We start from the raw sequence: 19,068 nt of genomic DNA, 5'->3' as shown, positions 1-19,068 counted from the left end.
GCCTGGTGAAGAAGGAACGGTGAGAAAGGGGAGGTTGAAAATGCGTAAGTTGAGTGAAGTGTTGATCAAGTCGGGCGCGGAAATCTATCGGGATATTATTCCGGTGGCCTTGTACAGTGTCGTTAGCTCCATCGTATTGGTTCCCATTCTGATGTTTGCTCCGCTGCCGATCGCTATACTGCTTCTGGCCTTGATGTATATGCCCATCCTGTTCGGGGTCTGTTATGCCGTGCATCACAGATTGGAACGTAAGGAACGGCGCAATGGACTTAAGGATATCTGGATCGGAACGTTGAAGGGAATAATCCCTGGAGTGTCGGTGGGTGTGCTTTTCGCGGTGCTTGGCTTCATTTTATGGTCAACCTGGTGGTATTACGGCGGACAGGGTGGAATTACAGGTACGGCAGTGAGCGCATTCCAGACGTTCTTTGTTCTCATGGCGCTGATGTCACAGTTCTATACCTGGCAGCTTGTTTTACAAAAAAACATGGGCATCGTTCAGGCAATGGGGGAAAGTGTAAAGTTGTTCTTCCGTCACCCGGGGTACACGATGGGCGCTTGTTTTCAGGCCATGTGCTTAACTGCTTTGCTGATGCTGACTGTCGTTGGTTTCGGAGCGCTGTTTGGAGGTATGTTTGCCATCTATCAGCATAAGGTTGCTCTTAATGTGCTGGAGCCTGAAGAAGAGCCTGTCGTAACAGGTGGTAATGATCACCAGCATACAGGCTGGATCAGCCAAGGGAATGTGTGATGGGTCAGTTAAATGGGACCGAGCAGATCCCTGCTGTAAAAACGGGAGTTGATCTTCTGTCCGGAGGGCTGTCGCATCCATGGATAACGGGTAATCGAATCGGTCTAATTACAAACCCGACTGGTATTACAGCGGATTTTGTATCGACAATAGATGTATGCGCCGGACTGGCTAATGCCGAGCTTACAGCGCTCTATGCTTGTGAGCACGGACTGGATGGAGAGCTTCAGGCGGGTGTCAGATTCGGAGACATGCTTCATCCACGTCTGGACATTCCGGTGTTGAGCCTGTATGGAGATTACAAGAGACCTACGCCTGCAATGCTGGCTGGAGTGGATACGGTGCTGTTTGACATTCAGGATGTGGGCATCCGTTATTACACGTACGCCTCAACCTTGTTCCATATGATGGATGCCTGTGCTGGAGCAGGCAAACGCATGCTGATTCTGGACCGTCCCAATCCGCTGGGTGGAAACGTTGTGGAAGGCGGTGTGCTGAACGCGGGGTATGAATCACTCGTTGGCGCTTGGCGTGTACCTGTACGTACCGGATTGACGGTAGGTGAACTCGCCCTGATGGTAAACAGCGAGATGGATGTACCTTGCGAATTGGACGTGGTTGCCATGGAAGGATGGCAGCGCTCCATGGAGTTTGCGGATTGTGGGCTTCCCTGGATGTTGCCCTCTCCCAATATGCCCACGCTGGACAGTGTGCGAGTGTATGCGGGTACGTGCCTGTTCGAAGGCACTAATGTATCGGAGGGCAGGGGCACGACCCGCCCATTCGAGTGGATTGGGGCCCCCTGGGTTGAGGGTGAACGTTTGGCGGAACGATTTCGGGAATACAAGCTGGAAGGTGTGCATGTGCATCCAGTGTACATGTCGCCAACATTCTCCAAACATGCAGGTGAGCTGTGTGGTGGTGTAAGGATTTTTGTAACGGACAGCAGGAAATTCCGGGCGGTAGAGACAGGGTTGGTGCTTTTGCATGAACTGGTTTCACTCTATCCGGAGCAATTCTTCTGGCTGGAACCACCAGAGCCGGGTTCAAGGTACTTCATCGACCTGCTGGCAGGGGGTAAGGAAGTCAGGGAAACAATTCATGACCGCGCGGAATTCGTTCGTTTAATGGAAGCGTGGAATGTACAGGCAGCGGAATGGAAGGAGCGGCGAAAGCCGTTTTTGTTATATCCATGAATGGATGTTTGTTATCGGAGGGAGGCATGAAATGAGTGGGCCAAAAGAGTTATACCAGTCGAAGCTGAAACAGATGACCTTGCGTGAGAAAATCGGGCAAATGCTGCTTTGTGGCTTTCATGGCACCGAAGCTGCTGGCGATGTGGAACCCTTTCTCCGAAAGTATCCAATCGGTGGCGTAATCTACTTTGCTCGCAACGTTGAGTCGCCAGAGCAGGTAGAGCGGTTATCGTCAGGGCTACAGCAGATTGCCAAAAGCAGCGGTAATGTGCCGCTCTGGATCTCCATTGATCAGGAGGGCGGCATGGTTGCTCGAATTACCGAAGGAATCGCCTTGATGCCTGGACAAATGGCTATTGCCGCTGCGGGTTCCATTGACGATGCGTATCAGGCGGCATATATCAGTGGGTTGGAGCTGAAGTCCATGGGCATTAACATGAACTTTGCTCCGGTATTGGATGTGAACAATAACGCAGCCAATCCGGTCATCGGTGTACGATCATTCGGCGAATCTCCACAATCCGTTGCAGAATATGGAGCCAGAACCATTGCGGGAATACAGGACGCTGGGATTGCAGCCACAGCCAAGCATTTCCCGGGGCATGGGGATACGGATACTGATTCCCATCTGGACCTCCCGATCATCACTCATGATCGGGAACGGGTAGAGCGCCTGGAGTTGATTCCATTCCGAGCGGCTATCGCCGAAGGTGTAGATGCCATGATGTCGGCGCATATTTATTTCCCTGCACTGGAGCCAGAGCGTCTGCCCGTAACGCTATCGCAAACCGTATTAAGCGGTCTGCTTCGCCAGGAACTGGGTTATGGGGGCATGATCGTGACAGATTGCATGGAGATGGATGCCATTGCCGTGAATTATGGCACTGTCGATGCAGCCGTAATGGCGGTAGAGGCCGGGGCAGATCTGGTGTTAATTAGCCATACGGCTAAGCTTCAGGCAGAAGCATTTGAAGCGTTGTTAGCGGCTGTGAAGAGCGGGCGGATTAGCGAGAGACGTATTGATGAGTCGGTGAGTCGCTTGCTGATGTACAAGGCAAAACGTGGTTTACTGGAGAGTGGAATGGGCGGCGCAAGTGATGAGGAAGTGAATATTGTAGTATCGAATGTACCTTCGTCAAAGGCATCAAACGATCCTGCTCATTCCAGTGGGCCTGAACGCAACAGTTTGCTTCATCAGAAGGTTGCCCGCCGTATTAGCGAGAACAGTATCACACTCGTACGGGATCAGCTAAATATGCTGCCTTTGAAGCCTGAACGCACGCTGGTCATAACGGTTGCCACATCCGTAACAACGATTGCAGACGAACAGCTGACTCATACGTTCACCTTGGGCTTAGCCTTATCCAATTATGGTCTGGATGTTGTCGATCTGACGGTCACGCCTGAGGAAGTCGCTATTCGTTCCGCCCGTCTGCTTCAGGCAGCGGAAGCAGATGACATTCGGCAGATTGTGGTGGGAACCTACAATGCAGGAAGCCCGTCCGGCGATCCACAGTGCCGACTGATTGGCTGGTTGCAGCAACTGGGCAAGCCATTGACAGTTGTGGCACTGCGAAGCCCCTATGATCTGCTCGCGATTCCGGATGCCCAAGTCTATGTAGCGGCTTACGAGAGCCGGCCACTTGCCATGGATAGCGTCGCTCAGGCGCTGATGGGGAGCATTCCTTTTGCGGGGAAACTTCCTGTAACATTAAAGCAGACAGATGATGAAAGAGCGGATGTCTCCTAGGCAGTGATAAGAATATGAGTTAATCTGCCTTTTGCAGGATGAAGAAGAGATGGATTGTGGGTTGAGCGAAACGGAAGTGTGAGTCGTTAAAATGAGAACATATACAACACAAAGAGACGATCCTTTAAAGGACCGTCTCTTTGCTCATTATAAGCTATTAATTATAGATTATTGCAATTGCAGTGCTTTGGCTGTCTGTGCCTCAACTTCATCCAAAAGTGAAGTCATGTCCATACCTGCATGGTTGCCGAGCAGGATAATGGTGATATCATCGGACAGATTACGTGAAAAGGCTGTAGCAAACCCGCCACCACTACCGTTGTGGAAGACGGTACGGTTTGTGCCATTCTCTTTGAGAATCCAGGCGTAGCCGTAGTTTTTATCGGAGTAAGGCTCATACATCTGTTCAATCGTATCTTGGCTTAGAATCTTGTCTGTATAGAGCGCACGATCCCATTTCAGCATATCGTCCACCGTGGAATAGATGGTTCCTGACCCGGATTGAGACACATAATAAGGCGCAGTTACCCAGGCGTCATCTTGTTGAACAAAACCACTAATCGTATGCACTTTACGGGAGGCCTCTCCCGAATTCTTCATACCAAGTGGTTTCAGTATAGTCTGCTGTACGTAGTCGGCATAACTCATGCCGGATACCTGTTCAACGACGTATGCAAGTAAAACATACCCGCTGTTGCTGTACAGATAGGCACTCCCCGGTTCAAATTTCAGCATTTTGTGGCGAATCTCCTCTACAGTCTCTTCCATAGAAGTTCCTTCACCCCGACCAAATGCGGATGGCAGACCTGAAGTCTGAGATAAGAGCATGTGCAGTGTGATCTGATCTCCCTTCGGTATACCTGAGATATACTTGGAGATTGGATCTTGCACAGTAATCTTACCCTCCTCCACGAGACTCAGAATGGACGCGGCCGTGAAGGATTTGCTCAGCGATGCGATCCGGGTCTTCTGATCCGGGCGATTTAGCGTCTGTTCATCGGCAAGTCCGTAGCCTTGTCTTAGCAGAACTTCACCATCCCGGGCAATCAGCGCCATACCTGGATAGTTAATCTCGCGCAGATACGTATCTACGCTGGCAACTTCGCTGTTCAGCAGGCTGACCTGATCAGTGACCATATTTACACTCATCTGACCCGTGGCTGTGCGTTGGACCTTGATGTCTGCCTTGATTGCATTAGCCATGGCCCGGACAGGGACCATCAACGTACCGTTAACGGTACGTGAATTCACACCAGTAGCCAGATCGACCTGGTTTACCTTAATGGAGTTGCTGCCAGCCTGATGGATCAGTTTGTCTCTGCCAACAGTAATGGTAGCCGTCTTGGTGTGATTATCCCATTTCAACGTGCCTTTAACCGATGTGACCACATCCCTCAGTGGGACAAACGTTGAGCCTTTGATTATAAGTGGAGCGTTCTTCCAGGATTGCTGCTCACCATTCACTTCAATGTGAACTGCTTGCGTTGCCTGCGCTGCGGATGCCGTGATACCGGCTTGTCCCAGAATCGGGCCTGCGCACAGGATGAGCGCTAACAGGATACGGAACATGGATGAATATACCGTGGAAACAGGTTGTTGCACGTGTGACTTACGTAAGATTTGAATCCTCTCCTTCCAATCGTTTCATGAATAGCCAGCTTATGAGCATTGTAAACGATCTCGCGTAGAGGGTCAAAACGATTAAGCGGATATAATCCATATCATCTGATCAGATAAAGTAAATTAAATTTGTATTAATTTAGTATTGATACATAATATTTTTACAGCGATTGTCCGATAAAAGGATGGGTGAAGATTATGATGGGGGATAGTTAAATGAAGAAAAGGATTCGAAATTGGTTTACTTTAACCGTAAAAAAACGCCTGATCGCTGCATTGCTCCTGTTCCTGATAGTACCGAGCATTACCGTTGGTTGGTTGTCTTATCAAAAAGCTGCTGACCAAGTTAAGCTAGAAATTATTAGTTCCGCACAGGCCAAAACAGAAATGCTTAGTCTGCAGATAAATCAAATGCTGGATATGGAGAAGGATAACGCAGCGCAGATGGCCGCGGGTATTACTTCAAACGATATTATTAATAAATCCCCTGCACTGCAAAGGCAGATGGATCGGATGTCTCAGAACCATAAGGAACTGGGTGTACTCACCGCAGGAGCGGAAGATGGCAGCTGGATGAAATCTCCTGATCCCGGGGAACAGATCTATGATCCACGTGAACGTTCATGGTATACGATGGGTATGTCCCAGGACGAACCTGTAATCTCGGATACGTTCCAGTCGGTCACGACAGGTGAATGGGTTGTAACGGCGGCTGTCAAGCTGGCTGATGGCAAAGGGGTATTCGGGGCCAATGTCAGTCTCAATCATCTGAAAGAATCCGTTGATCAGATACGTATTGGTAAAGAAGGCAAACTGTACATGCTGGATAACGGGGGTAAATTCCTGTTCCACTACAATATTGAATCCGGTACACAGTCGGATGAAAGCTACATTAATGAGATGTATACAAAGGAAAGTGGAACAGTGAAATATACATATGATGGTCACGAAGTGGAAGCTGTGTATTTCACCAATCCGGTGACAGGTTGGAAGATTGTTGGCGAGATGGTTCCTTCCGAAGCAAGTGAAGCCGTAAGGCCTATTTGGATCCGTGCAATTACAATTGTGGCATCTTCATTGGTTATTGGGTTAATTCTGCTTATTTTCATTATCCGCAGCATTCACCGGCCATTGCTACAACTAACACAGGCAGCATCCAAAGTAAGTGCTGGTGATCTCACCGTTCGGGTAGGTTTACAGCGCCGTGATGAGTTCGGACAGCTCGGGGAAAGCTTCGACACGATGACGACTTCACTACGTAGTGTGCTTGGAGAGGTGCATGATACGTCCAGCCAGCTGGCGGCATCTTCTGAAGAGTTGATGGCAAGTTCCGAGCAGACATCCAAAGCCACAGAACAGGTGGCCGAACTGATGCAGGATGCAGCTGCGGGAACGACTTTGCAAAACAATAGTCTTGCTGCTACAGGCCAACTCTTGGGCGAAATGTCCATTGGAGTGAAAGGAATCTCATCAAGTGCTGAAGACACCGCTCGTATCGCTCTTGATGCTTCCACCAAGTCGCAAGCGGGTATGGTTACAGTGGAAGAAGCGGTTACCCATATTCAGCAGGTGAATGACGAGAGCAAAGCCATGTCTGTAGTCATTGAGGATCTGCGCGCGAAAAATGAAGAGATTCTTGTGATTGTGGCCGAGATTACGGCCATTGCCAAGCAGACGAACATTCTGGCTTTGAATGCATCTATTGAAGCTTCAAGAGCTGGCGAGCAAGGGCGCGGATTCGCGGTCGTAGCCAACGAAGTGAAGACACTGGCTCACAGTTCAGGCGCTTCAGCCGAGCGGATTAATGAGCTTATGCATGAGATGCAGGAGAGAACCAATGCGGTGCAATCAACCTTTGCCCGTACAGGAGAAGGTATGATCAAGAGTTCGCAGATGGTTACGGAGGCGGGCGAAGCCTTCCAGAACATTCGTACTGCGGTACAATTGGTGGCTGCACAAGCTGGAGAAGTATCCGCGGCTTCCCGTCAGATTGATGGCGGCATGAGTCATATCAACAAGGCAGTAAGTGATACAATGGTTCTGTCGGACAGGATTGCCTCTGGAACGGAAGATGGATCAGCGGCGGCTCAAGAGCAGTTGGCTACAATGGAAGAGGTTGCAGCTTCTTCGGCAGCATTGTCACGTATGGCTGAAGATCTGCAAAGCATGATTGAACGGTTTAAGTTGTAACAGTGATCGAAATGGGACAATGAGTGAGGATAAACGTTTATGGAAGGAGCTGAAATGCCCTTTCTGCGATGAGACTGCAGGGTTGCGACCCTGCGGTCTTTTTCTGTTGAACAAGGGGTATCCGTTATGTCTTCAAACACAGTCCTTTTCCGTTAAGTTGACATATAATAAACAAAATTATATTATGTCTATAAATAAACAAACATAAATATAAAATATTTGATTAGTGTTCGGTGGAATGACCATAACAATGATAAAAAGGAGCTTTACCATGAAATCATCGGAATCCTGGTTGCAAACAGCTTCATTGGAAGAGATCAAGCGTGGTTATATAGAGGAGGGTCCCGCCTATATATGCGTCTGCTGCGGATACAGGACGGAAACGGGGATTATCTATCCTGAAGAAGGGGTGCTCTATGAGGCAGCCCGCTATATGCGTGTGCATATTGAGAAGGTTCATGGATCGGTATTTGAATATTTGCTGGAGCTGGATAAAAGCGTAACCGGATTGTCCGATGTCCAGCGGGGCTTGCTGGCCCAATTCCATGAAGGCAAGAAAGATGCTGAAGTACAGAAGGCTCTTGGCATCGGGAGTGCCTCCACAATCCGGAATCATCGGTTTGTATTGAAGGAGAAGGAAAGGCAGGCCAAGATATTCCTGGCATTAATGGAACTGCTCAAAAGTAAGGATACCCAGGCTCCAGCCGAATGGGTGTCACCGGTGACAAGGCATGGACATACGATCCGTCGTGATTCATTTGATATTACAGAACAGGATCGGGAGAAGGTGCTGAATAAGTATTTTCCAGAGGGTACCGGCGGTCCACTGACGACGTTTCATATGCAGCAAAAGCATAAATATATTGTGCTCACCGAGATTGCCAAACGATTCGAGACGGAGCGCAAATATACCGAAAAACAGGTCAATGAGCTGCTGAATGAAGTTAATGATGATTACGTGGAAATACGGAGGTATCTCATCGACTATGGTTTGCTGGAACGTGAGCCAGACGGCAGTCAGTATTGGCTGGCAAGCAGCGCAGATCAACAGATCGCCGGAGATGGAAAACAGGAACGCAAAGAAAAGGGGGAGCAGGATAAGATGAATCGTCGCAAAGAATTGCAGGAACAGGCCAAAGAAGTTAAAACGGAAGCGGGCGTCTACCAGATTCGGAATGAACGTAACGGCAAAGTTTATATCGACAGCACACTGAACCTGAAAACCATTAACGGACAACGGTTTATGTTACAGATGGGTAGCCATCTGAATCGAAGATTGCAGGCTGAATGGAATGAATATGGAGAGACTGCGTTTGTGATCGAGGTGCTGGAGACATTGAAACAAGACGATAACCCGTATTACGATTCCAAAGATGCACTCGCCAAATGTCTGAATCGCTGGTTTGAACAGTTAGAGCCCTACGGAGATCAAGGTTACCACGGAGATAAAAAGCAATCTGCTGAATAGGAGAGTCATCTCCTTTATAAGAAGCCTGTTCCTTATAACTCAAATATAACCCCAAAGCCCCTTTGCCAATATGATGGCAAAGGGGCTTTGGGTGTGTAGAGACTTCTTGTTATATAAGTTGAACCAGTCTTTTACACGATAAACGGAGAGGACAGAAAAAACCTGAAAAAGCGAAGCGTGCGCCTTTATCCCCGGATTTCCCCCTATGGAAAAGGGAATCGAAAAATCTGGGGATAACAGCGATTGGAAGGTTGTTCTGTCATCGTAGTGTCAGTGTAACTAATCTTTAGTTCAACGATTACAGCTTGAATTGTTCCACCAGCTTTTGCAGCTTGTGAGCCAGATGTGCGAGTGAGTCAGCAGAGGATGATATCTCCTGCATGGAAGCCACTTGCTCCTCCGTAGCAGCAGAGATGTTCTCTGTTCCATCGGCATTGGTTTCCGATATGGCGTGGATCTGATCAATGGATTGCACCACTTCGGCTGTACTTGCAGACATCTGTTGTGAGGCGGCTGCAATGTTCTCAAGCTGATGATTGACGACCCCGACAGCCTCACTAATCTGGGCAAAAGCTTCATCTGCAAACTGCACGGCACGAATGCCGTTGCTCACATCCTGTTGCCCGATCTGTACATTCTGGTTGGCCATTGAAATCTCCTGTTGGATCGCTCCGACCATCTCTACAATCTTCTGGCCTGAAAGGCTGGATTGTTCCGCGAGCTTGCGGACTTCGCTGGCAACAACGGAGAAGCCACGTCCATGCTCACCTGCACGTGCTGCTTCAATGGAAGCATTGAGAGCAAGCAAATTGGTCTGTGCAGCGATATCTGTAATGACAGATACCATCTCACCAATGGATGTGGAATGCTGTTCAAGTCGTCCAGCAGTATCTGCCATACCTTGCACAAAGCGACTGACGGAACTCATCTCGGATACAGCCGTCTGCATGGTAGCATTCCCTTTATCCGCTAGCTCACTTGCTTGCATGGCGGCTTCGGATACTTGCTGTGTGCTGTTTGTTACCTGTCCCACACCTCCAGCCAGTTCATTCATCTGCTGCGCTGTATGCTTCAGGCTGGTCGTTTGTTTCTCAAGTCCAGCCGCAGACTCTTCTGTGATCAGGGCGACTTGCTCTGTTGCTTTGGTTGTCTCCGATGAGTTGACTGCCAATTGTGTGGAAGAGGCGGTTAACTCGTCAGCTGTGTGCCGCACGTCCTGAATAACGGTTCGCAAGGATTCACTCATTTTATTGAAGCTGGTGCTCAGCTTGCCGAATTCATCCTGTCCCAATACAGCAACCTCGATGGTCAGATTACCATTACTAATTTCGTCAGATGCCTTCACCAAGCGGTTCAGTGGTTTGGTGATGGATTGCACAATCCAGAAAATAATGATGGAGCTTACCGCAATTGCAATCGCTACAACAATAAGTGTGGTGTATAGGATTGGACGGACAGAAGCCGTCACTTCCCCACTGTCAATGACACCAACCACGGTCCAACCCGTCGTTTCATTGGTGGAGAAAAAGGCGTGTTCCTGGTTTCCATTTAGCGTATAAGTCAGACTTCCATTTTTCTGTGCAAAAATATCTTTATAGGGTGCCATGGTTCCTTCGGTCCCCGGTTTTTCGGTAGGATGTACAATGATTTTATTCGCATTATCAATGATATAGATATAACCCTTCTCGCCAATCTTGGTGGAATTAACCGTCTTCGAGAGGGCTTCAAGCGATAGGCTGACAGAGACGACACCATGGCCATCCGCTGAGGTCTGAGCTACCGAAGCAACAACATTGCCGGTATTGCTTGATATGTAGGGGGTGATTACGGTAGGGACATCTTTGTTCTGTGTAGCAGCCTGATACCACGGGCGTTCGCGCGGGTCATATCCTTCTTTGTTCACCGCAGTTACAGGGGAGTTAATATACACGCCCTGATCAGTGCCGATGGAGGCAAGTTCCACGTCATCATGGGTTTCCTTATACGCGTCGAGCAAGGTACGGATGGTCTCCGTTTCGTCACCCTGATTAGGTCCGACATTGCCTGCGTCCAGCTGACTTGCCAGGAAATCAACATTTTTGCGTGTTGCACCAATGATCTGGTCAATGGTCTGGTTGAGCACAGTAACACTGCTAATCGCGTTCTCATACATTTTCTCTTCAACCTTGGCTTCGGCTGTTTGGAATGAGATAATGCCCAGACTGATTGTTGGAATGAGTAGCACGATGGCAAATGACAAAATCAGTTTCTCTCTCATCTGCATCGTTCTCTTGGCCCCTTGTTTACGAATCTTTTTCATACACATTCCCCCTCTGTGTAACTCATCCCCATGTCTAGTGGACAAGTCCATCTGGTAAAAGATATTTCATTCCATCCTTTCCAGAAGTTTCTGGTGCTATCGTATGACAAATTTCGCGTTTATTCAACACAATTTATGAGTTTTACGAAAATATTTTTCGATTTTATAGGTATTTAGGATTACATCTGTTCTATAAAAATTAATCTGTCACTCCATTAGTGCACATCTTGTGGTATATTTCTGAATTAATGTGAAGTGAATTTTGCAGATTGCGAAATCCATAAGGCATGTACCTGTTCATGTTGAATACATACAGAAGTTGTTTTCATGGAGAATGTACCTGGATGGATCTACATCCATATATATCGGTTTATGGAGACAGAAATTGGAGAGGGGTTGTACCGCAGTTGGACCAAAGTACACTACAGATATCTGGACAGGAGAACATGAAAGAGGTCCAGGATCAGGCTACATTCATGCAGGGGGTCAAAGATTGTATCCCAACCCTGCTTGGTTATTTGAGTATTGGCTTTGCGGCGGGTGTCATTGAAATGACCGCAGGTCTGAGTCTGGCGGAAACGGCCCTGCTCAGCCTGATTTTATATGCAGGATCGGCTCAGTTCATTGCAGCAGGCATGCTCGCATCGAATGGATCAGCAGTAGCGATCATGTTCACCATATTTTTCGTGAATCTTCGTCATTTGTTGCTCAGTGCAGCTGTATCACCTTATTTTCGGCATCTGACCCCGCTTAAAAATATGTGGATTGGTTCATTGCTTACGGATGAGTCTTTTGGCGTAGCGATGACACGTGCGATTGGCAGGGAAAGACTCAGTGAACGGTGGATGCACGGTCTGAATATTACGGCGTACCTGAACTGGTTCGTGGCTAATATGGCGGGAGCGTACTTTGGACGCTGGATTACCAACCCGGAACGGCTGGGTCTGGATTATGCCCTGCCAGCGATGTTTATTGGACTGGTTGTACTCCAGTTGGTGCATCGCAAAAACAAAAAAATACACATTAATGTGGCTATTATCGCCGTTGTCTGTGTAATCTTCGCCAGCATGGCTTCACTTGGCAGCATGAGTGTCATTGTGGCTGCGGTCATTGCGGCAACGATGGGAGTGTTCATGGAACGATGGAAGTAAGATGGGATGTATTCTGGATTATTATGGGATCGGCGCTGTTAACATTTATCCCGCGTGTACTGCCACTGATGCTGTTCAGCAAGATACAGATTCCAATGTGGTTGTTACGCTGGCTGGAGTATGTGCCCGTAGCGGTCATGGCAGCGCTGATTGGTCAGGAACTGTTCATGTCGGACAACCAGTTAGTGCCGATTACGCATAATGCAGCTCTGTGGGCATCCCTACCTACGATTGCAGTAGCGATCTGGACACGCAGTCTACTGGGAACCGTATTGGTCGGTATTGTGGCTATGATGATACTGCGATACTGGATTGGATAATTGCTAGGAGACTCATAAGATGGCGACACTCAGTGATGAAAACGCTATTTTCTATTGCGACCGAAAGGGATAAAATGGAGACTGAGGTGTTCAGTGTTTCCATTTTGCACAAGAGGAAGGAACGATTTCAATCATGAGTACTAGTCCATCCGTTATATTGTTTCAGGGAGACTCGATTACAGATGGGGGAAGATCTCGCAATGATGATCCGAATCATTTTCTCGGACACGGATATGCGTATCTGATCTCCAGCAAACTGGGTATGGAACTGGCGGGCAAGGATAAGACGTTTTATAACAGAGGCATTAGCGGGGATCGGGCATCGGATCTGTACGCCCGCTGGAATGAGGATACAATTAGTCTGAAACCGGACCTGATCAGCATCCTGATTGGGGTTAATGATGCCTGGCGCACGATGAATGGTGAACCTAGCGGGGTAACGGATCGTTTCGGACGGGCGTATCGCCATTTGCTCGAAGAAACACGGGAAGTGATGCCACATACGGGGCTGATTCTGATGGAGCCGTTTATTCTGAGAACCGGAGCGACCGCGGAGAAATGGGAAGCCTGGGAAGAGTATATCGGTCAATATCAGAAACTGGCTCAAGGTCTTGCTGAAGAATTTGGAGCTGTGTGGGTGCCATTACAACAGACGTTTAATGACGCTCTGAAACAGGCGGATGCAGCGTACTGGTTATGGGATGGTGTACATCCAACCGCAGCAGGTCATGAGCTGATTGCACGCCAATGGTTGTCTGTGGTACAGAATTCTCCGCTTGCGATTGTGTAATAACAACAGCGGACAGTTGCGATATGAGCAGCAGCATTAAAGGTGTTCAGGATCAGTTGAGGACATAAGATAGTTAAGAATATGAGATAGCCATAAAAAACCTGTGGTGACAGGCTGAATACAACGGAGGACCTGACGAAGGTTCTTCGTTTTTTTGTGTTGGGAAGGAAAAGGAAGTAACGTCGTGGAAAGGGTTCTAATGGATAATTCTTCAAAAGTGCTATCATATCCGGTAAAATGAAATCGATTACATTATAATTTTGGTATGACAATCCATTAACGAAGAGTGGTGAATCCAGTGGAAGATTCCATTCACGAAGTCGAAAATGAAAATATAAACCAATGTGAAAATGAGAGCAAAGCATTGAGCTATCTAAGTGCCGACGGACTTCGAGAGAAGTTGTTCCGGCCTGAATTGGCTTCGTTATACACGGACCTGAAGGCTTATGGTGAACGCGCCTTGAACGAACCCTTGCCCACCTTATCGTTCCGTTTATATCGCCAGTTCGGTGAGACGGGGGAGCGGAAAACCTATGAAGAGGCTTATTTCGATCGAAGAGGCAGACTTGCTGCTGTGGCGATGCTCGCCTTGGACACGGCTAGGCCGGATGCACTGCAAGCGCTGGAAGAAATGTTGTGGGACGTGTGTGGTGAGTATACGTGGTGTTTGCCCGCGCATCTGGGTACGGGCGAGATCAACCAGGTGGATGGAAACATCGATCTGTTCGCCGCAGAGACGGTACATATGCTGGCCGAGATTGTGAACATTCACACCGAGCGGCTGGATCGCCTTGTCATAGAACGGATCAGGTCTGAAGCAGAACGGCGAATCTTCACCCCGCTTTATCGGGAGCAACGGAAGTTCCACTGGCAGACAGCGGATCACAACTGGTCGGCGGTCTGTGGTGGGTGCTGCGGCATGGCCGCATTGCTGCTGCTTGAGGATGAGTCCACATTACAGGAATCGATCTCCCATACGGTCAGCTGTATGAACGCATTCTTGATCGGATATGGCCAGGATGGCGGCTGTGCCGAAGGTATTGGCTATTGGGTATATGGCTTTGGTTATTACACCTATTATGCCGAAATGCTTCGTGAGTATAGTAACGGTGAATTAAATCTGCTGACGGGTTCCAAAATAGCAGCCATCGCAGCCTTCCCGCTGCGAGTTCATCTGTCGGGCGGCACATATGTGAATTATTCGGACAGTGCCGAGCAGGAAGAGATTCCTTCCGGATTACTCTCCTTGCTCGCATCCCGTTTCGGGTTACAGGTGGATCTGCCGCTTCATATTCCGCTGTTTACCGATGATCCCTGTCATCGCTGGGCCCATCTATTGCGGAACGTGATGTGGAGCGATCCGGCGGTGTACGGTGATGAAGGAGCCTTTAGGCAGGCTGAACGTGGATTTATTTTTCAAAATCTGGGCTGGATGATTGCAAAAGGATCACTCGATACTCCGGATACAAAACGTTCAAACGGCGAACCTCTTCAGGTGGCGATTTCCGTCAAAGGCGGACATAACGATGAACCTCACAACCATAATGATCTCGGGCAGTTCATTATCCATTGCGGTGGTGAGAATATTCTGTGTGATCCAGGAGCGGGGTTGTATACCCAAGCGTATTTTGCGCCTGGCAGAGAGCAGCTGTTCCACATCTCGTCATCCGGGCATAACGTTCCGCTCATTGAAGGCCAGGAGCAAAACTCGGGTCGGCAAGCGCAAGCCCATGTGTTAGAGGCAAAGCTGGCAGAGGGTGGCGGTGAGCTGAATACAACATTGGATCTGACATCCGCTTACTCTGGAGCTGCTTCACTGGCTCGTTATACGCGCCAATTCCATTGGAAGATGGTTTCTGGAGGTAGCAGGAATGGAGCAGAATTGCGTCTGATTGACCGTTTTCAATGGAAGAGCAGGATTGTGCCTTCGGCTGAACGGTTCTCTTCTGTGGGCGATTCAAATGCAGGGTGTTCGAGCGTTGTGGAGCGATGGATGAGCAGAGTACAACCTGAGGTGGTGAAGAGTGGTAATCTTCGCTGGCAAGGTGTACATGGAACGGTCCATATGACGTATGATGCGAACCAGTGGCAGGTATTTACGGAGGCTATGAACACAGTTGATCATGACAATGTTCCGGTCACATTCTATCGGACGTCACTATCATGGACAGGTGTGATTAATGAGACGGATGTTCGGACAGAAAGTCCTAATCCGCTTGAAACGGTATGTGAGGTGCGCTTCATTATTGAACCTGAACCGAAAATGGAAGAAACCGAGGTGAGCATGCGTGAGTAAATATACATCCGCGTCCACGTATTCATGGAAAGATGAACTCGAACAATACCGTACATTGGCAGAACAAGCGGGCTCCCCTCCGGCAGACGGCTGGAATAGGGATCGCAAGTTGGCACTTGTTGAAAGTGTTGTTCGCGCTTACACACCATATCAGGACAGCCAGGGGGCAATTATCGACCCGTTCTCGGGTGTGGAGAGATATTATTCTACACCGGCCTATGCGATGGCGGCGGCAGTTCTGGTTGATGCAGGGCGTACAGATTTGCTCCAATCGGCAGCAATAGCCCTGTCACAGAGCATTGATGCCGTAGTCAATGGTAGCGCACCAGACAATCACCCTGATTTTTTTCCGGTGCTCATGATGAGAGCCTATATGTTGTTGAAATCACACCTGCCTGAACAAGCACAGATCTGGGCTGAGGCACTCAAGAAGATCAGTCCTGAACAAGATTATGTATTTACGATGAGCAAGATGAACAATCCCAATCGCATGATTAACTGGAACGCCATTATGATCTCTGGCGAATATCTACGGTGGCATGAACAGCTGGCGAATGAGGGTACAGCGTGGATGGATCGTTATCTGGAAGCCTATCATGTGCCCCGATTTACGGCCCTTGGGTTGTATCAGGATGGACCGCTGGACCGTCCGAATTGTCCATTTTCCTATGATATTGCCACCCGTTATCACCTTGGGGTGATGCTTGAAGCTGGTTACGAAGGAGCCACTGCCGATACGTTACGTGAGCAGCTGCGCCATGGTGCCTTCAGCTCGCTACTGACGCTCTCGCCGTTAGGTGAGATTCCACCGCGTGGTCGCAGCTCCCAGCACCAGTGGAATGAAGCAGCGGCGGCTTATGTATGTTCTACACATGCAACACTAGCTTTGCAGGCGGGAGATCGGGTGATGGCGGGTGCTTTTTCACGTGCGGCTAATCGGTGTTTTGCTGCTGTTGAGCGCTGGAAGATGGAAGATGGACGCTTGAAAATTGTACGCAATGAATACAAGCCAGAAGATCGGCACGGGTATGAGATCTATACCAACCATACCTGTTACAATCTGTGGACGGCAGCGGCGCTGGCCCATGCTTGTCTCAGTGATCCGGGAGACGATGTGAGCGAAGTGTACCTTCCTTCCGAGTTAGGCAGCAGGGTTTTGCAGACTGATGGGTGGTTCGAAACCGTCATTGCATCCGTACCTGGTCAGCAACTGGTGTTACACACGGCGATGAATGATCCGTATACGATCCCTGGTTTGGTACGGATTCAGCAGATGGGGTTACCTGGTCTGATTGGTCCGTCCGCTGCCAGCCATATGCAGGCCGGATTTACGGAATTTGCCGAAGGGGCGGTCCGTCCGCTCAGCTACTGTCCTGCCTGGAAGACACCAGATGGGGTATGGCACAGTCTTGCAGAGGGAATTCCATCCGGTGGTGCATATGATCGTGACGTTGGATTGGACCCAGCACAGGGAGGAGGGTCAATAGTGTACGAGAAGGTGGACCATGATACGCGGAATCAAGTGGAGCAGCAACTGGCGGCAAGAGCGGAAGAAGATGGCATAACTGCCTTGGAGAATGCTTTTGCCGTGACATGGGTCGGTCCATTACCCGGAATTGAAACATTGTGTACTCATTATGTGCAACAGGCAGACTTGCTGACCATAACGTATGAATTCCAAGGTGAGATCGCGGCGGCAGGTGCACTCATTCCGTTGATGTTCCATGATGGCCGTGAACAGGCGGTGATTACCCACACGGATCATAGTGTACGAACGGAGTATCGGGGGGCCTATGTAGAATCTACAGCGTTGGATCAGGAAGCCATTATTCATCTGGAGGAACAGGCCGTGGCCTCCCGTAATGGATTGCTGAAAGAAGCGCGGATTGAAGTGAGTGGAGCACGAAGTCTGTCATTTGCGATCCGATTGGGCGAGGTTAGCGATATTAACTGATAGATATTGCAGTTGCTGCATACGACGCTATAGATAAGTTGAGGATGAGCTGGAGCATCAAGCATAGGTGTCTGGTATTGAATCGAGGAGGGATATGTTCATGAACACATCAACGTCGGTAAAATGGCTCGAGGAAGCGTGGCAACAGGGGGCTGCCAAAACGATTCGGAATGCAAAGCGAATCAAGGATACATTTCCACACATTGCCCCTCAGGGGACATATGACCGGAATGATCCGGAATGGTGGACAGCTGGTTTCTGGCCTGGATTGTTATGGCTGGTCTATGGGGATGCGCCGGAAAGTGAAGCGGTCGCTCCGCTACATCGCATTGCCGAAAGCTGTGAGCGGCAACTGGAAGGGTGTCTGCGTGATCCCGAATCGGTGGATCACGATCTGGGGTTCATCTGGCTGCTTAGTGGCGTAGCCAACTACCGCCAGACGGGCAGCATGGATGGACGGCGGCGCGGCATGCTTGCCGCCAACCTGCTCGCTGCCCGCTTCCACGTGCGCGGTGAGTTCATCCGCGCATGGAACTTCAGCTCGTCAGCAATGGATACGCGCGGCGTAGCCATCATTGACAGCATGATGAACCTGCCGCTGCTCTACTGGGCATCCGAGCAGAGCGGCGATCCTCGCTTCCGCTGGCTGGCGGAAGCACATGCGGACACCGTGGCGCGCGAATTCATCCGCGCTGACGGGTCCATCTGCCACGTGGTGGAGTTCGATCCACACACGGGGCAGAAGCTGCGAGAGCATGGCGGACAGGGCCATGCTCCAGGTTCCGCCTGGGCGCGGGGCACCGCCTGGGCGTTGCACGGGTTTGTGCTGTCTTTCCGGTATACGGGCGAAGCCCGATATCTGGAGACAGCGGAGCGTGCGGCCGATTTCTTCCTCGCCATGCTTGGCGAAGAGATCGTGCCGGTGTGGGATTTCCGCGCACCTGCGGAGCATCAGGTGGCGTGGGACTCGTCCGCTGCGGCGATTGCCGCGAGCGGGTTACTCGAGCTGGCGAAGCTGTCGCCACGCGGGGAGACCTATGCCGCCGCGGGAGAACGTATCGTGCGCGGCTTGCATGAGCACTATAGCTCCGGCGACTCGGCAGCGGAAGAAGGTCTGATCATGCAGGGAACGGTGCATTACCCGGAAGGGCGAGGGCTGAATGTGCCGATTATATACGGCGATTATTTCTATATGGAAGCGCTGGCGAAGCTGCGTGGACGTGAGGGGTTATTTTAAAGGAAGAATTGAGAACTGCGGGCTGGAGGAACTGAAGGTGAGAACT

Annotated in this window: 13 protein-coding genes; 11 read left to right on the top strand and 2 right to left on the bottom strand. The window is 49.7% G+C overall.

Features of this window, described 5'->3' with window-relative positions:
* Window positions 1–40: 40 nt before the first annotated feature.
* Genes QVE09_RS27340 through nagZ form a run of 3 tightly spaced genes read left to right on the top strand, consistent with a single transcriptional unit; the run spans window position 41 to window position 3,697 of the window.
* Window positions 41–751 carry a hypothetical protein gene (locus QVE09_RS27340; protein ID WP_315939357.1) on the top strand — a complete coding sequence of 237 codons (711 nt, stop codon included), beginning with the start codon at window positions 41–43 and terminating at the stop codon, window positions 749–751.
* Window positions 751–1,947, top strand: a complete 1,197-nt coding sequence (locus tag QVE09_RS27335) for an exo-beta-N-acetylmuramidase NamZ family protein (protein ID WP_315939356.1) — start codon at window positions 751–753, stop codon at window positions 1,945–1,947. Before QVE09_RS27340 ends, QVE09_RS27335 begins: the two co-directional genes overlap by 1 nt.
* Before the next feature lie 31 nt (window positions 1,948–1,978).
* A complete protein-coding gene (gene nagZ, locus QVE09_RS27330; protein WP_315939355.1) occupies window positions 1,979–3,697 on the top strand; it encodes a beta-N-acetylhexosaminidase in 1,719 nt (572 codons plus the stop codon).
* A gap of 168 nt (window positions 3,698–3,865) precedes the next feature.
* On the opposite strand, the gene QVE09_RS27325 is transcribed toward nagZ, so the two are convergent.
* On the bottom strand, window positions 3,866–5,299 hold the full coding sequence (locus QVE09_RS27325) for a serine hydrolase domain-containing protein (RefSeq protein ID WP_315939354.1): 1,434 nt from the start codon (window positions 5,297–5,299) through the stop codon (window positions 3,866–3,868).
* A gap of 234 nt (window positions 5,300–5,533) precedes the next feature.
* Here QVE09_RS27325 and QVE09_RS27320 point away from each other — a divergent pair, with 234 nt between their 5' ends.
* Together QVE09_RS27320 and QVE09_RS27315 are read left to right on the top strand one after the other, a co-directional pair.
* Window positions 5,534–7,507, top strand: coding sequence for a methyl-accepting chemotaxis protein (locus QVE09_RS27320; RefSeq protein ID WP_315939353.1), 1,974 nt, complete (start codon window positions 5,534–5,536; stop codon window positions 7,505–7,507).
* Window positions 7,508–7,778: 271 nt separating this feature from the next.
* Entirely contained in the window at window positions 7,779–8,975 is a 1,197-nt protein-coding gene (locus QVE09_RS27315; RefSeq protein WP_315939352.1) for a DUF2087 domain-containing protein, read from the top strand.
* Window positions 8,976–9,273: 298 nt separating this feature from the next.
* Here the strand turns inward: QVE09_RS27315 and QVE09_RS27310 are convergent, their stop codons facing one another.
* Entirely contained in the window at window positions 9,274–11,274 is a 2,001-nt protein-coding gene (locus QVE09_RS27310; RefSeq protein ID WP_315939351.1) for a methyl-accepting chemotaxis protein, read from the bottom strand.
* A 446-nt stretch (window positions 11,275–11,720) separates the two neighbouring features.
* On the opposite strand from QVE09_RS27310, the gene QVE09_RS27305 reads away from it, so the two are divergent.
* The 6 genes from QVE09_RS27305 (at window position 11,721) to QVE09_RS27280 (ending at window position 19,022) form a co-directional block, all read left to right on the top strand.
* The gene (locus tag QVE09_RS27305; protein WP_315939374.1) at window positions 11,721–12,425 is read left to right on the top strand and encodes an AzlC family ABC transporter permease; all 705 of its coding nucleotides are present in this window, start codon (window positions 11,721–11,723) and stop codon (window positions 12,423–12,425) included.
* The gene (locus tag QVE09_RS27300) at window positions 12,416–12,745 is read left to right on the top strand and encodes an AzlD domain-containing protein (protein WP_062837141.1); all 330 of its coding nucleotides are present in this window, start codon (window positions 12,416–12,418) and stop codon (window positions 12,743–12,745) included. Before QVE09_RS27305 ends, QVE09_RS27300 begins: the two co-directional genes overlap by 10 nt.
* Window positions 12,746–12,878: 133 nt before the next feature.
* Window positions 12,879–13,535: an SGNH/GDSL hydrolase family protein gene (locus QVE09_RS27295; protein WP_315939350.1), complete on the top strand. Its 657-nt coding sequence runs from the start codon at window positions 12,879–12,881 to the stop codon at window positions 13,533–13,535.
* 364 nt (window positions 13,536–13,899) lie between these two features.
* Window positions 13,900–15,831, top strand: coding sequence for a heparinase II/III domain-containing protein (locus tag QVE09_RS27290; protein ID WP_315939349.1), 1,932 nt, complete (start codon window positions 13,900–13,902; stop codon window positions 15,829–15,831).
* Window positions 15,824–17,785 carry a glycosyl hydrolase gene (locus QVE09_RS27285; protein WP_315939348.1) on the top strand — a complete coding sequence of 654 codons (1,962 nt, stop codon included), beginning with the start codon at window positions 15,824–15,826 and terminating at the stop codon, window positions 17,783–17,785. Before QVE09_RS27290 ends, QVE09_RS27285 begins: the two co-directional genes overlap by 8 nt.
* Window positions 17,786–17,885: 100 nt before the next feature.
* Window positions 17,886–19,022: a glycoside hydrolase family 88 protein gene (locus QVE09_RS27280; RefSeq protein WP_315939347.1), complete on the top strand. Its 1,137-nt coding sequence runs from the start codon at window positions 17,886–17,888 to the stop codon at window positions 19,020–19,022.
* Window positions 19,023–19,068 lie beyond the last annotated feature (46 nt).

The sequence above is a fragment of the Paenibacillus sp. ClWae2A genome, from assembly GCF_032452295.1.
Taxonomy (GTDB): domain Bacteria; phylum Bacillota; class Bacilli; order Paenibacillales; family Paenibacillaceae; genus Paenibacillus.
Note: the sequence above shows the minus strand (reverse complement) of the source record. Positions and strands in the feature narration are given on the sequence as shown.